Raw genomic sequence first — 13,671 nt, 5'->3', positions numbered from 1 at the left:
TTTCAGCGTCCGAGGACGGTGTCGAGAAGGTCCGCGACGAAGCCGGCGTCGGGAGCTTCGGGCGTCATCAGGCACCGGTAGAACACACCGCCGGACAGCGTGACCGACGCCGTCTCCGGATCGACTGTCGGGGAGAATTCGCCCTCGGCGACTCCTGCGGCGATTGTGTCGGTGAGCCGTTGACGGCGCTGCGCCGAGAACCGGTGCAGGCGGTCGCGGAAGTCCGCGTCGTTCGCGGCCGCGTGGATCCACGCGGGAATGCATGCCGCGACCGCTGATTCGGTCAACGCCCGCGCGAGATGGTTCAGCAGGATCTCGGCCCGCGCTCGCGCGCTGCCTGCGGTCTCGCGCGCAGGGTCCGGCTGCTGATGAACGCTGTCCAGGGCGTCTGCGACCAACGCCGCCTTATCGGGCCAGTGCCGGTACACGGTGCTCCTCCCGACGCCGGCGCGGGCCGCGACCGATTCCATCCGGAACCCGGCGTAACCACTGTCGGCGAACTCGTCGAGGGCTGCGCGGCAGATGGCGCGACGTGAGTGCTCGACCCGTGGATCGGGCAGCCGGCCTCGGGCACTGCTCATGCGCGGTCCTCTCATTACCTTGGGACATCTTGTCCTTCTGTGGGACAGAGTCGTATCGTAAACCGATGGAGGTGCGATGATGACCGACTTCGGGGTGCGCTACATCGTCGACGACGTCGATGATGCTGTCGAGTTCTACACGAAAAATCTCGGTTTCGAGGTGGTGATGCGCCCGGGACGCGGCTTTGCCATGCTCCACCGTGGAGATCTGGCTCTGTTGCTGAACGCTCCGCAGGGCGGGGGCGGGGCCGGCCGGCGACTGCCGGACGGACTGCCGGAACCGGGCGGCTGGAACAGGTTCCAGCTCAGGGTCGATGATCTGAATTCCGTCGTCGACGCGCTCCGCGGCGCCGGCGTCGACTTCCGCGGTGACGTCATCGAGGGACGCGGCGGCCGGCAGGCCCTGGCCGTGGATCCCGCCGGAAACCTGGTCGAACTGTTCCAGGCGTTCACCACGTGAGCTATGTGACTGCTGAGGCAGAAGGAGACTTCTGGGGCGGATGTTACGGCGCGCCTCCGACAGATCCGGAGGGTTGCTGGCAAGAATCGGCCCATGAAGATGTCAGCGCTGCTCTCCCGAAACGCCGGCTCACGGCCGGGCATCACCGGCACCGCCCGTGTGGACCGCGACATCGACCGGCTGTTGCGACGGGTGACGCCGGGCGACATCGTCGTCATCGACGCACAGGACCTGGACCGCGTCACCGCTGACGCACTGGTCGAGGCCGGCATCGCGGCTGTCGTCAACGCGTCGTCGTCGATCTCGGGGCGCTACCCTAACCTCGGGCCCGAGGTGCTGGTCGCCAACGGCATCACCCTGGTCGACGACACCGGCCCCGAGGTCTTCAAAAAGGTCAAGGACGGCGCCCGCATCCGGATCAACGAGGGCGGCGTCTACTCCGGGGACCGTCGGCTGATCCTCGGCACCGAGCGCACCGACGCCGACATCCACGAGCTGATGCAGGAGGCCAAGGGCGGGTTGGTCGCCCACCTGGAGGCGTTCGCCGGGAACACCATCGAGTTCATCCGCAGCGAGAGCCCCCTGCTGATCGACGGCATCGGCATCCCCGACATCGACGTCGACCTGAACCGCAGGCACGTCGTGATCGTCGCCGAGGAACCGCACGCCGCAGCCGACCTCAAGGCGCTCAAACCGTTCATCAAGGAGTACCAGCCCGTGCTGGTCGGCGTCGGGACCGGGGCCGACATCCTGCGCAAGGCCGGCTACCGGCCGGCGCTGATCGTCGGAGACCCGGACACGATCAGCACCGAGGCACTGCGTTGCGGAGCCCAGGTGGTGCTGCCCGCCGACGCCGACGGCCACGCCTCCGGACTGGAGCGCATCCAGGACCTCGGCGTCGGTGCGATGACGTTCCCGGCCGCCGGATCGGCGGCCGACCTGGCGCTGCTGCTCTGCGATCACCACGGCGCCTCGTTGATCGTCACCGTCGGGCACACCGCCAGCATCGAGGAGTTCTTCGACCGCACCCGTCAGCGCAGCAACCCGTCGACCTTCCTGACCCGGTTGAAGGTGGGGGAGAAGCTCGTCGACGCCAAAGCCGTCGCCACGCTGTACCGCAGCCGCGTCTCCGGCGGGGCGATCGCGCTGCTGGTGCTGGCGATGCTGATCGCCGTCATCGCCGCGCTGTGGGTGTCGCGCGCCGACGCCGCCGTGCTCGAGTGGATCACCCACACCTGGAACCAGTTCCTGCTGTGGGTGCAGGGTCTGGTCTCGTAGGAGGGACGCCGTGATCTCGCTGCGTTCGCACGCCATCTCGCTGGCCGCCGTGTTCCTGGCGCTGGCCATCGGCATCGCCCTGGGCTCCGGGCTGCTGTCCAACACCGTGCTGTCCGGACTGCGCGACGACAAGGCGCAGATGCAGACCGAGATCGACTCGCTGACCGAGGACCGCAATGCGCTCAACGAGAAGTTGAGCGCAGCAGGCGATTTCGACGCCCAGATGGCGCCGCGGATTCTGCGCGGCAGCCTCGCGGACAAATCGGTGGTGCTGTTCCGCACCCCGGATGCCGACGACGACGACATCGACGCGCTCTCCCGGCTCGTCAGCGAGGCCGGCGGCACCGTGACCGGCACCGTAGGCCTGACCCAGGAGTTCGTCGACGCCAACTCCGCCGAGAAGCTGCTGTCGGTGGTGAATTCACCGATCGTGCCCGCGGGCACCCAGTTGAGCACCACCACCGTCGACCAGGGCTCGCAGGCCGGTGACCTCCTGGGCATCGCGCTGCTGATCGACAGGGACCCCAAACGCCCGCCCGTCAACGACGACCAGCGCGACACGGTGCTGACCGCGCTGCGCGACACCGGGTTCATCACCTACGGCGCCGAGCGCATCGGAGCCGCCGACACCGCACTGATCGTCACCGGGGGCGCCCTCGGTGACGATGCGGGCAACCAGGGCGCCACCGTGGCCCGGTTCGCCGCCGGGCTGGCGCCGCACGGCTCGGGCGTCGTGCTCGCCGGCCGCGACGGCGCCGCCTCCGGTACCTCCGCGGTGGCGGTCACCCGCTCGGACAAAGCGTTGAACAGCACCGTCAGCACCGTCGACGACGTCGACCGCGAATCGGGGCGGATCACCACCGTGCTGGCGCTGAGCGCGCTGATCAACAACGGCAAACCCGGCCAGTACGGCACCGGGCAGGGCGCGTCCGCCGTCACCGTGCCGCAGTAGCGGGGCCTGCCGCCCGCGTGTCAGCGACGCGGTGTCGGAGTCGGTGTTAGGGTGGGGTTCCGTGCCAGGCCAAATGAAGCCGTTGCGCAAGCACCCGCTGACAGCCACCAAACACCTCTTCGTGACCGGTGGGGTGGTGTCCTCCCTCGGCAAGGGCCTCACCGCCTCGAGCCTCGGTCAACTGCTCACCGCCCGTGGTCTGCAGGTGACGATGCAGAAGCTCGACCCGTATCTCAACGTGGATCCGGGCACGATGAACCCCTTCCAGCACGGAGAGGTGTTCGTCACCGAGGACGGCGCGGAGACCGACCTCGACGTCGGCCACTACGAGCGCTTCCTCGACCGGAACCTCTCGGGATACGCCAATGTCACCACCGGGCAGGTGTATTCGACGGTGATCGCCAAGGAGCGGCGCGGCGAGTACCTCGGCGACACCGTGCAGGTGATCCCGCACATCACCGACGAGATCAAGAACCGCGTGCTGGCGATGGCCGAGGCCGACGCCGACGGCAACCGGCCCGACGTGGTGATCACCGAGATCGGTGGCACGGTCGGCGACATCGAGTCGCTCCCGTTCCTCGAGGCCGCCCGGCAGGTGCGCCACGAAGTGGGCCGGGAGAACTGCTTCTTCCTGCACTGCTCGCTGGTGCCGTTCATGGCGCCCTCGGGCGAGCTCAAGACCAAACCCACCCAGCACTCCGTTGCCGCGCTGCGCAGCATCGGCATCAGCCCCGACGCGCTGATCCTGCGATGCGACCGCGACGTGCCCGAACCGCTCAAGAACAAGATCGCCCTGATGTGTGACGTCGACATCGACGGGTGCATCTCGACCCCCGACGCGCCGTCGATCTACGACATCCCCAAGGTGCTGCACCGCGAGGAGCTCGACGCGTACGTGGTACGGCGGCTCAATCTGCCGTTCCGCGACGTGGACTGGACGCAGTGGAACGACCTGCTGCGACGGGTGCACGAGCCGCGTGAGACCGTGCGAATCGCCCTGGTGGGCAAGTACATCGACCTGTCGGATGCGTACCTGTCGGTCGCCGAGGCGCTGCGTGCAGGCGGCTTCGCCCACCACGCCCGCGTCGAGATGCGCTGGGTGCCCTCCGACGACTGCGAAACCGACCCGGGCGCGGCCGCCGCACTCGCCGACGTCGACGGGGTGCTGATCCCCGGCGGCTTCGGCATTCGCGGCATCGAGGGCAAGATCGGCGCGATCCGCTACGCGCGCAGGCGCGGTCTGCCGGTGCTGGGCCTGTGCCTCGGGTTGCAGTGCATCGTCATCGAGGCCGCGCGGTCGGTGGGTCTGACCGAAGCCAGCTCCGCGGAGTTCGACCCCGACACCCCGGATCCCGTGATCTCCACGATGGCCGACCAGCAGCACATCGTCGCCGGCGAGGCCGACCTGGGCGGCACGATGCGACTGGGCGCCTACCCGGCTGCGCTGACGCCGGGATCCATTGTGGCGCAGGCCTATCAGGCGACCGAGGTGTCGGAGCGGCACCGGCACCGCTACGAGGTCAACAACGCCTACCGCGACAAGATAGCCGAGAGCGGCCTGCGGTTCTCGGGCACTTCGCCCGACGGCCACCTCGTCGAGTTCGTCGAGTACGCGCCCGACGTGCACCCGTTCATCGTCGGCACCCAGGCTCATCCGGAGCTCAAGAGCCGGCCCACCAGGCCGCACCCGCTGTTCGTCGCGTTCGTCGGCGCGTCGCTGGACTACAAGAACGCCGAACGGCTGCCCGTCGAGATGCCGGAGATCCCGGAGCACGCCGAGGCCGAGGCCAACGGTGTGGAGCACGCCCTCGAAGACGCCCCTGCCCGTGGCTGACGGGGGCACGGGCAACGGGCAGCCCGGCAACCACGACTTCGCCGTCGCCGGCTCGGAGACGCTCTACGTCGGCAACATCTTCGCGTTGCGCGCCGACGAGGTGCGCATGCCGGGCGGGTCGACGGCGCGGCGCGAGATCGTCGAGCACTACGGCGCGGTGGCCGTGGTCGCCCTCGACGACGAGGGCCGCATCGTGCTGGTCTACCAGTACCGGCACGCATTCGGCAGGCGGCTGTGGGAACTGCCTGCGGGCCTGCTGGACATGAGTGGCGAGCCGCCGCACGTCTCGGCCGCCCGCGAACTCACCGAGGAGGCGGGGCTGACCGCCCAGACGTGGCACACGCTGGTCGACCTGGACTCCGCGCCCGGTTTCAGCGACGAGAGCGTGCGGGTGTTCCTGGCCACCGGCCTGCGGGACGTCGGCCGCCCCGAATCCGAACACGAAGAAGCCGACCTCACCGTCGAGCGTGTCGCGCTCGACGAGGCCGTCGCCAAGGTGTACTCGGGGGAGATCGTAAATTCGATCTCCGTCGCCGGCATCCTGGCCGCGCACGCGATGCCCGGCATCGATGCGCTGCGCGCCGTCGACGCACCGTGGACCGACAGGCCCACGGCGTTCGCACGGAGGAAGGGACATGCGTGACCCAGACGTTCTCGTCGGTCGGCTCCACCCTGGACGATCAGATCCAGGGGTACCTCGACCACCTGGCGATCGAACGCGGCGCGGCGGCGAACACCCTGAGCTCCTACCGCCGCGATCTGCGGCGCTACGCCGAGCACCTGACGTCGCGGGGCGTCTCTGACCTGGCGGGCGCGGCCGAAGCCGATGTCAGCGAGTTCCTGGTCGCGCTGCGCCGCGGCGACCCCGACAACGGCGTGCCAGCGCTCTCGGCGGTCTCGGCGGCCCGGGCGCTGATCGCGGTGCGCGGCCTGCACCGGTTCGCCGCCGCGGAAGGAATCGCCGCCATCGACGTCGCGCGGGAGGTCAAACCGCCCACGCCGAGCCGCAGGCTGCCCAAGAGCCTGTCGCTGGACGAGGTGCTCGCCCTGCTCGAGGCCGCGGGTGGTGACAGCGAGGCCGACGGGCCGCTGACGCTGCGCAACCGGGCGCTGCTGGAACTGCTGTACTCGACCGGCGCGCGAATCTCCGAAGCCGTCGGCCTCGACGTCGACGACATCGACCTACACGCCCGGTCGGTGCTGCTGCGCGGCAAGGGCGGCAAGCAGCGTCTGATCCCGATCGGCCGCCCCGCGGTGGCCGCCCTGGAGGCCTACCTGGTGCGGGCGCGTCCGGAGCTGGCCCGGCGCGGCCGCGGCGCCCCGGCGATCTTCCTCAACGCCCGCGGCGGACGGCTGTCCCGGCAGAGCGCATGGCAGGTGCTCCAGGACGCCGCCGACCGTGCCGGCGTCACCGCCACGGTGTCACCGCACGTGCTGCGCCACTCCTTCGCCACCCACCTGCTCGAGGGCGGCGCGGACGTGCGCGTCGTGCAGGAACTGCTCGGCCACGCGTCGGTGACCACCACGCAGATCTACACGATGGTCACGGTCAACGCGCTGCGGGAGGTGTGGGCGGGCGCCCATCCCCGGGCGCGGTAGCGGGCCCCAGAAACTCCGACTCCAGGACGAGGTCGGGAAGCAACGACTGATACTCGACGTGCGTCTTGTGTTCGACGGTCCGCCACCGGGTGCCCTCGTGCCGGCGCATGTAGGCGCGGTACCCGGGCGCTCCGGGGACCCGTACGTTGTCGGCGACGACGACCGATCCGGGGTGCAGCCAGCCACGGTCGAGGATCGTCCGCAGATCGGACAGGTAGGCGTTCTTGTCGTGATCGATGAACAGCACGTCGACGCTGCCCGTGCTGACGCCGTGGTCGCCCGTCAGCGCGTCGAGGGTGCGGCCACCGTCGCCGATGGTGCCGACCACGCAGCTGACGCGGTCGGCGACGCCGGCGTGGGTCCAGATGCGCCGCGCGACGTCGGCGTTCGCGGCGGAGAACTCGACCGAGACCACGCGTGCGGTGGGCGCTGCGCGCGCTATGCGCAGTGCGCTGTATCCGCAGTAGGTCCCGAGTTCGAGCACCAGCGCCGGTGCCGCCCGGCGCACCGCGGCATCGAGCAGCGGCCCCTTCTCGTCGCCGATGTTCACCAGCATCGCCTCCCGGCGGGCGAAGGTGTCGATCGCCGAGAGCGCGGCATCGATGTCCCCGCGCGGGGCGATGGACTCGACGAACGCGGCGCAGGCGGCTTCCCGCCCGTCGCCGATCTGGCCGGTGCGGACGAACGTCGGCATGCCCAGTGCCAGGCGCGCCCAACGCAGCACCGGCACCCGTTGAGTCAGTCCCATACGGTCCAGCTTACGAAGCCTGCGCACACTCGCGGCGATCTCGCCTGCGGGTCTGCCTCACCAGCGCGATGCTCACCGTTAAACTTGCCGCGATGTCCGCCACGCCGCAAGGATGCCTGACCAGCGACGGTCCGGTATGAGCGACGACACCGGCACCATCGACCCCGCACCGACACCCGGCCTGACCGGCCGCCTTCCCCGCGAGATCCCCGATCCGGCACCGCGCAGCTCGCACGGACCGGCCAAGGTCATCGCGATGTGCAACCAGAAGGGCGGGGTCGGCAAGACCACCTCGACGATCAACCTGGGCGCCAGCCTGGCCGAGTACGGCCGCAGGGTGCTGCTCGTCGACCTCGACCCGCAGGGCGCCCTGTCGGCGGGCCTGGGCGTGCCGCACTACGAGCTGGACAACACGGTCTACAACCTGCTGGTCGAGCCCAGGGTGTCGATCGACCAGGTGTTGATCACGACCCGGGTGCCGGGCCTGGATCTGGTGCCCAGCAACATCGATCTGTCGGCGGCCGAGATCCAGCTGGTCAACGAGGTGGGCCGGGAGCAGTCGCTGGCCCGCGCGCTCTACCCGGTGCTCGACCGCTACGACTACGTGCTGATCGACTGCCAGCCCTCGCTGGGCCTGCTCACGGTCAACGGGCTGGCCTGCAGCGACGGCGTCATCATCCCGACCGAGTGCGAGTACTTCTCGCTGCGCGGCCTGGCGCTGCTCACCGACACCGTCGAGAAGGTGCACGACCGGCTCAACCCGAAGCTGTCGATCAGCGGGATCCTGATCACCCGCTACGACCCGCGCACCGTCAACTCTCGCGAGGTGATGGCCCGCGTGGTCGAACGCTTCGGCGACCTGGTGTTCGACACCGTGATCACCCGCACCGTGCGTTTCCCGGAGACCAGTGTGGCCGGCGAGCCGATCACCACCTGGGCGCCGAAATCGGCTGGGGCCGAGGCGTACCGGGCGCTGGCGCGCGAGGTCATCCACCGGTTCGGCGCGTGAGCGGGCCCCCGGATCCCGCCCAGTCCGCCGACAAATCGACCGGATTCCAGGTTCGGCTGAGCAATTTCGAGGGCCCGTTCGACCTGCTGCTGCAGCTGATCTTCGCCCACCGGCTCGACGTCACCGAAGTGGCGCTGCACCAGGTCACCGACGAGTTCATCGCCTACACCAAGGAGATCGGGAGCCGCCTCGGCCTCGATGAGACCACCTCGTTCCTGGTGGTCGCCGCCACCCTGCTGGACCTGAAGGCGGCCCGGCTGCTGCCCGCAGGCGACGTGCACGACGAAGAGGACCTCGCGCTGCTCGAGGTACGGGACCTGCTGTTCGCCCGGCTGCTGCAGTACCGCGCGTTCAAGCACGTCGCGGTGATGTTCGCCGAGTTGGAGTCGGCCGCGCTGCGCAGCTACCCCCGGGCCGTGGCGCTGGAGGACCGCTACTCCGAGCTGCTGCCCGAGGTGATGCTGGGCGTCGACGCGGCCCGGTTCGCCGAGATCGCGGCCACCGCGTTCACTCCGAGGCCGGTCCCGACGGTGGGCACCGAGCACCTCCACCAAGTGCCGGTCTCGGTGCCCGAGCAGGCCGCCAATCTGATGTCGATGCTGCAGGACCGGGGGATCGGCCACTGGGCTTCGTTCGCAGATCTGGTGGCCGACTGCCGGATGCCGATGGAGATCGTCGGCCGCTTCCTGGCGCTGCTCGAACTGTATCGAGCGCGGGCGGTAGCATTCGACCAGTCAGAACCGCTTGGTGTGCTCCAGATTTCGTGGACCGGGGAGCGGCCCAACAGCGAGCAGTTGGCGACCGCGGACGCCGAATAACGCGGAACAGAAAGACGATGACAGAAGGTCCTCCCGTAGACACCGAGCACGACGCAGCGCCGGACACCGAGCCCGGCGCCGACCTGGGCACGGCTGAACTGGACACGGCTGAACTGGACGCCGTGCTCGAGGCGCTGCTGCTGGTCGTCGACACCCCGGTGCCGGTCGACGCGCTGGCCACCGCCACCGACCAGGCGCCCGGCCGGATCTCCGAGCGGCTGCACGCGCTGGCCGCCGACCTCGCGGCCCGGGCGAGCGGCATCGATCTACGTGAGGCAGGCGGCGGCTGGCGCCTCTACACCCGCGCCCGGTACGCCCCGTACGTGGAGAAGCTGCTCCTCGACGGCGCCCGGTCCCGGTTGACGCGCGCCGCGCTGGAGACCCTGGCCGTCGTCGCCTACCGCCAGCCGGTGACCCGCGCCCGGGTCAGCGCCGTGCGCGGCGTCAACGTCGACGCGGTGATGCGCACGCTGCTGGCGCGCGGCCTGATCACCGAGGCGGGCACCGACCCGGACTCCGGCGCGGTCACCTTCGCCACCACCGAACTGTTCCTCGAACGCCTCGGGCTGTCCTCGCTGACCGACCTGCCCGACATCGCCCCGTTGCTGCCCGACGTCGACGTCATCGATGACATCAGCGAAACCCTCAGTGAAGAGCCACGTTTCATGAAGCTCAACGGCACACCCACCCCGCAGGCCGGGGCCTCCTTCGACGTGGATCGAGACTGACGATGACCGACGACGACGGCGTGCGTCTGCAGAAAGTGTTGTCCCAGGCGGGAATCGCGTCCCGGCGGGTCGCCGAGAAGATGATCCGCGACGGCCGCGTCGAGGTCGACGGCGTGGTGGTCACCGAACTCGGCACCCGCGTGGACCCGCAGGCGTCGCTGATCCGGGTGGACGGCGCACGGATCGCGGTCGACGACGACCGCGTCTACCTCGCGATCAACAAGCCGCGCGGAATGCACTCGACGATGTCCGACGACCGCGGCCGCCCCTGCGTCGGCGACCTGGTCGAGCATCGGGTCCGCGGCAACAAGAAGCTGTTCCACGTCGGCCGGCTGGACGCCGACACCGAGGGTCTGCTGCTGCTGACCAACGACGGCGAGCTCGCGCACCGGCTGATGCACCCCTCCTACGAAGTCCCCAAGACGTATCTGGCCACGGTGCTCGGTGCGGTACCGCGCGGGCTGGGCAAGAAACTGCGCGCAGGCGTCGAACTCGACGACGGCCCGGTGCGCGCCGACGACTTCGCGGTCGTCGACACGGTGCCGGGCAAGTCGTTGGTGCGGGTCACCCTGCACGAGGGACGCAAACGCATCGTGCGCCGCCTGCTGGCGGAGGTGGGCTTCCCGGTGCGGGAGTTGGTCCGTACCGACATCGGTGAGGTCACGCTCGGCGACCAGCGGCCGGGCAGCATCCGGGTGCTGACCCAGAAGGAGATCGGCGACCTGTACAAGGCGGTGGGCTTGTGACCCGTTCGACGGTGATCGCGATCGACGGCCCGGCGGGCACCGGAAAGTCAACGGTGGCAAGGGGATTGGCAACGTCACTGGGTGCCCGGTACCTGGACACCGGCGCGATGTACCGAATCGTGACGCTCAGCGTGCTGCGCCGCGGGGTCGACGTCGGCGATGCGGCGGCGATCGCGGCTGCGGTGGGCGATGTGGACCTCGCGGTCGGGCACGACCCCGGTGAGGACCGGTCCTACCTGGCCGGGGAGGACGTGTCGGCCGAGATCCGCGGTGACGCCGTCACCAAGGCGGTGTCGGCGGTGTCGGCGGTCCCCGAGGTACGCAGCCGGCTGGTCGCCCTGCAGCGGGCCCTGGCCGACGGCCCGGGACGCGTGGTCGTCGAGGGCCGGGACATCGGCACCGTCGTGCTGCCCGATGCCGACGTCAAGATCTTCCTGACCGCCTCGGCCGAGGAGCGGGCCCGGCGGCGCAACGACCAGAACGTCGCGGCCGGACTCCCCGACGATTACGCGGCCGTGCTCGCCGACGTCCAGCGCCGCGACCACCTCGACTCCACCCGGGCGGTGTCGCCCCTGCGCGCCGCCGACGACGCGGTGGTCGTCGACACGAGCGACATGACCCAGGACGAGGTGATCGGGCATCTGACCGAACTCGTCGAACAGAGAGCCGGTGCGACCCGATGAGCGATGGTGACGGCACGTGGGTCGACGAGGGCGACTGGGAAGTCGGGGCCGAGGACGTCGCTGAGGCGATCGAGGAGGCGTCGTCACCGCCGCCGGTGCTGGCCGTCGTCGGACGCCCCAACGTCGGCAAGTCCACGCTGGTGAACCGGATCCTCGGACGCCGGGAAGCGGTCGTGCAGGACGTCCCCGGCGTCACCCGCGACCGGGTCTCCTACGACGCGTCCTGGTCCGGCCGGCGGTTCGTGGTGCAGGACACCGGCGGGTGGGAGCCCGACGCGAAGGGCCTGCAGCAACTGGTCGCCGAGCAGGCGTCGGTGGCGATGCGCACCGCCGACGCGATCGTGTTCGTCGTCGACTCCGTCGTCGGGGCCACCGCCGCCGACGAGGCCGCCGCCAAGATCCTGCAGCGCTCCGGCAAGCCCGTCTTCCTGGCCGCCAACAAAGTCGACAACGACCGCGGGGAGGCCGACGCCGCCGCCCTGTGGTCACTGGGGCTCGGTCAACCGCACCCCGTCAGCGCGATGCACGGTCGCGGCGTGGCCGATCTGCTCGACGCCGTGCTCGAAGAACTGCCCGCCATCTCCGAGATGGGCGGCGGTGGCGGCGGTCCGCGCCGCGTCGCGCTGGTGGGCAAGCCGAACGTCGGCAAATCCTCGCTGCTCAACCGGCTCTCCGGGGACGAACGGTCGGTCGTGCACGACGTTGCAGGCACGACCGTCGACCCCGTCGACTCGCTGATCGAGATGGAGGGCAAGCTCTGGCGCTTCGTCGACACCGCCGGGCTGCGGCGCAAGGTGGGGCAGGCCAGCGGCCATGAGTTCTACGCCTCGGTGCGCACCCACGGCGCCATCGACGCCGCCGAGGTGGCGATCGTGCTGATCGACGCTTCCCAGCCGCTGACCGAACAGGATCAGCGGGTGCTGTCGATGGTGGTCGAGGCCGGCCGGGCGCTGGTGCTGGCGTTCAACAAGTGGGACCTGGTCGACGAGGACCGCCGCTACCTGCTCGACCGTGAGATCGACCTGCAGTTGGCGCAGATCAAGTGGGCGCCGCGAGTGAACATCTCCGCGAAGACGGGCCGAGCCGTGCAGAAGCTGGTGCCCGCGCTGGAAACGGCGCTGGCCTCCTGGGACAAGCGGATCACGACCGGCCAGCTGAACTCGTTCCTCAAAGAGGTCGTCGCGGCGACGCCGCCGCCGGTGCGCGGCGGCAAGCAGCCGCGGATCCTGTTCGCCACCCAGGCCACCTCGCGTCCCCCGACCTTCGTGCTGTTCAGTTCCGGATTCCTGGAGGCCGGCTACCGCCGGTTCCTGGAGCGGCGGTTGCGCGAGACGTTCGGCTTCGAGGGCAGCCCCATCCGCATCAACGTGAGGGTGCGCGAAAAGAGAGGCGCCAAGCGCCGATAGGGTGAGTCGAGTGCCGGTCGTCGACATGATCCTCATCGCCCTCGCGGGCGTCGGCGCAGGCGCCATCAACGCGCTCGTCGGCTCCGGCACGCTCATCACGTTCCCCACCCTGGTGGCGCTGGGCTATCCGCCGGTGACCTCGACGATGTCCAATGCGGTCGGCCTGGTCGCCGGGGGAGTATCCGGCACGTGGGGCTACCGGCGGGAACTGCGCGGTCAGTGGCACCGGCTGCGCTGGCAGATCCCGGCCTCGTTCGTCGGCGCCGGCTGCGGGGCGTGGCTGCTGCTGCACCTGCCCGAGAGGGTGTTCATCCGGGTCGTCCCCGTGCTGCTGGTGCTGGCGCTCGCGTTGGTGGTCGTCGGGCCGCGGATCCAGACCTGGGTGCGGCGACGGGCCGAGGCGTCCGGCCGCTCCGCCGACCACATCTCCGGTGCTCGGATGACGGCGCTGGTGGCGGCGACGTTCGCGGTCGGCGTCTACGGCGGCTACTTCACCGCCGCCCAGGGCATCCTGCTGATCGCCGCGATGGGGGCGCTGCTGCCCGAGGACATGCAGCGGATGAACGCCGCCAAGAACCTGCTGTCGTTGATCGTGAACATCGTGGCGGCGGTCGCCTACACCACCGTCGCCTTCGACCGGATCAGCTGGCCGGCGGCCGGACTGATCGCGATCGGCTCGCTGATCGGCGGGTTCCTCGGTGCGCACTACGGCCGCCGGCTCTCACCCAACGCGCTGCGGGCCGTCATCGTTGTGGTGGGACTGATCGGGCTGTACCGGTTGTTGGCTGTGTAGGCTGGCCGAATCCGAGGGGATGGGGAAATCGATGGT

Annotated in this window: 15 protein-coding genes; 13 read left to right on the top strand and 2 right to left on the bottom strand. The window is 70.0% G+C overall.

Features of this window, described 5'->3' with window-relative positions:
* Positions 1–2 precede the first annotated feature (2 nt).
* Complete coding sequence (locus tag G6N45_RS18765) at positions 3–581, bottom strand: TetR/AcrR family transcriptional regulator (protein ID WP_163723602.1); 579 nt, start codon at positions 579–581, stop codon at positions 3–5.
* 79 nt (positions 582–660) lie between these two features.
* Here G6N45_RS18765 and G6N45_RS18760 point away from each other — a divergent pair, with 79 nt between their 5' ends.
* The 6 genes from G6N45_RS18760 (at position 661) to xerD (ending at position 6,704) form a co-directional block, all read left to right on the top strand.
* Positions 661–1,041 carry a VOC family protein gene (locus G6N45_RS18760; RefSeq protein WP_163728689.1) on the top strand — a complete coding sequence of 127 codons (381 nt, stop codon included), beginning with the start codon at positions 661–663 and terminating at the stop codon, positions 1,039–1,041.
* A 93-nt stretch (positions 1,042–1,134) separates the two neighbouring features.
* Positions 1,135–2,319, top strand: a complete 1,185-nt coding sequence (gene steA, locus G6N45_RS18755) for a putative cytokinetic ring protein SteA (RefSeq protein ID WP_163723601.1) — start codon at positions 1,135–1,137, stop codon at positions 2,317–2,319.
* A gap of 10 nt (positions 2,320–2,329) precedes the next feature.
* A complete protein-coding gene (locus G6N45_RS18750) occupies positions 2,330–3,271 on the top strand; it encodes a copper transporter (protein WP_163723600.1) in 942 nt (313 codons plus the stop codon).
* Positions 3,272–3,344: 73 nt separating this feature from the next.
* Positions 3,345–5,105: a CTP synthase gene (locus G6N45_RS18745; protein ID WP_163728685.1), complete on the top strand. Its 1,761-nt coding sequence runs from the start codon at positions 3,345–3,347 to the stop codon at positions 5,103–5,105.
* Positions 5,098–5,748 carry an NUDIX domain-containing protein gene (locus tag G6N45_RS18740; RefSeq protein ID WP_246228726.1) on the top strand — a complete coding sequence of 217 codons (651 nt, stop codon included), beginning with the start codon at positions 5,098–5,100 and terminating at the stop codon, positions 5,746–5,748. The genes G6N45_RS18745 and G6N45_RS18740 overlap by 8 nt, the downstream gene beginning before the upstream one ends.
* Positions 5,745–6,704, top strand: coding sequence for a site-specific tyrosine recombinase XerD (xerD, locus tag G6N45_RS18735; RefSeq protein WP_246228725.1), 960 nt, complete (start codon positions 5,745–5,747; stop codon positions 6,702–6,704). The genes G6N45_RS18740 and xerD overlap by 4 nt, the downstream gene beginning before the upstream one ends.
* Here xerD and G6N45_RS18730 read toward each other — a convergent pair.
* Positions 6,655–7,452, bottom strand: coding sequence for an O-methyltransferase (locus G6N45_RS18730; RefSeq protein WP_163723599.1), 798 nt, complete (start codon positions 7,450–7,452; stop codon positions 6,655–6,657). The two genes, xerD and G6N45_RS18730, sit on opposite strands and share 50 nt — an antisense overlap.
* A gap of 136 nt (positions 7,453–7,588) precedes the next feature.
* On the opposite strand from G6N45_RS18730, the gene G6N45_RS18725 reads away from it, so the two are divergent.
* The 7 genes from G6N45_RS18725 to G6N45_RS18695 are packed head-to-tail and all read left to right on the top strand — an operon-like array spanning position 7,589 to position 13,635.
* Entirely contained in the window at positions 7,589–8,461 is an 873-nt protein-coding gene (locus G6N45_RS18725; protein WP_057147743.1) for a ParA family protein, read from the top strand.
* Positions 8,458–9,279 (top strand): segregation/condensation protein A, encoded by an 822-nt coding sequence (locus G6N45_RS18720; protein WP_163723598.1) that lies wholly within the window; start codon positions 8,458–8,460, stop codon positions 9,277–9,279. The genes G6N45_RS18725 and G6N45_RS18720 overlap by 4 nt, the downstream gene beginning before the upstream one ends.
* 17 nt (positions 9,280–9,296) lie before the next feature.
* On the top strand, positions 9,297–10,007 hold the full coding sequence (scpB, locus tag G6N45_RS18715) for an SMC-Scp complex subunit ScpB (protein WP_163723597.1): 711 nt from the start codon (positions 9,297–9,299) through the stop codon (positions 10,005–10,007).
* Between the two features lie 2 nt (positions 10,008–10,009).
* On the top strand, positions 10,010–10,753 hold the full coding sequence (locus tag G6N45_RS18710; RefSeq protein WP_163723596.1) for a pseudouridine synthase: 744 nt from the start codon (positions 10,010–10,012) through the stop codon (positions 10,751–10,753).
* A complete protein-coding gene (gene cmk / locus G6N45_RS18705) occupies positions 10,750–11,436 on the top strand; it encodes a (d)CMP kinase (protein WP_163723595.1) in 687 nt (228 codons plus the stop codon). The genes G6N45_RS18710 and cmk overlap by 4 nt, the downstream gene beginning before the upstream one ends.
* The gene (gene der, locus G6N45_RS18700) at positions 11,433–12,842 is read left to right on the top strand and encodes a ribosome biogenesis GTPase Der (RefSeq protein WP_163723594.1); all 1,410 of its coding nucleotides are present in this window, start codon (positions 11,433–11,435) and stop codon (positions 12,840–12,842) included. Before cmk ends, der begins: the two co-directional genes overlap by 4 nt.
* A gap of 25 nt (positions 12,843–12,867) precedes the next feature.
* A complete protein-coding gene (locus tag G6N45_RS18695; protein ID WP_163728675.1) occupies positions 12,868–13,635 on the top strand; it encodes a sulfite exporter TauE/SafE family protein in 768 nt (255 codons plus the stop codon).
* Positions 13,636–13,671: the final 36 nt, after the last annotated feature.

Origin of the sequence: Mycolicibacterium psychrotolerans (genome assembly GCF_010729305.1) — a bacterium.
GTDB lineage: Bacteria > Actinomycetota > Actinomycetes > Mycobacteriales > Mycobacteriaceae > Mycobacterium > Mycobacterium psychrotolerans.
This window is presented reverse-complemented; position numbering and strand designations above follow the sequence as displayed.

Bases quoted from the DNA above. Each gene is read 5' to 3' on its own strand.
- G6N45_RS18745 (WP_163728685.1), top strand. From the start codon at position 3,345: ATGAAGCCGTTGCGCAAGCACCCGCTGACAGCCACCAAACACCTCTTC.
- scpB (WP_163723597.1), top strand. From the start codon at position 9,297: ATGACAGAAGGTCCTCCCGTAGACACCGAGCACGACGCAGCGCCGGAC.
- G6N45_RS18725 (WP_057147743.1), top strand. From the start codon at position 7,589: ATGAGCGACGACACCGGCACCATCGACCCCGCACCGACACCCGGCCTG.
- steA (WP_163723601.1), top strand. From the start codon at position 1,135: ATGAAGATGTCAGCGCTGCTCTCCCGAAACGCCGGCTCACGGCCGGGC.
- G6N45_RS18695 (WP_163728675.1), top strand. From the start codon at position 12,868: ATGATCCTCATCGCCCTCGCGGGCGTCGGCGCAGGCGCCATCAACGCG.
- G6N45_RS18760 (WP_163728689.1), top strand. From the start codon at position 661: ATGACCGACTTCGGGGTGCGCTACATCGTCGACGACGTCGATGATGCT.
- G6N45_RS18710 (WP_163723596.1), top strand. From the start codon at position 10,010: ATGACCGACGACGACGGCGTGCGTCTGCAGAAAGTGTTGTCCCAGGCG.
- G6N45_RS18765 (WP_163723602.1), bottom strand. From the start codon at position 581: ATGAGCAGTGCCCGAGGCCGGCTGCCCGATCCACGGGTCGAGCACTCA.
- G6N45_RS18730 (WP_163723599.1), bottom strand. From the start codon at position 7,452: ATGGGACTGACTCAACGGGTGCCGGTGCTGCGTTGGGCGCGCCTGGCA.
- der (WP_163723594.1), top strand. From the start codon at position 11,433: ATGAGCGATGGTGACGGCACGTGGGTCGACGAGGGCGACTGGGAAGTC.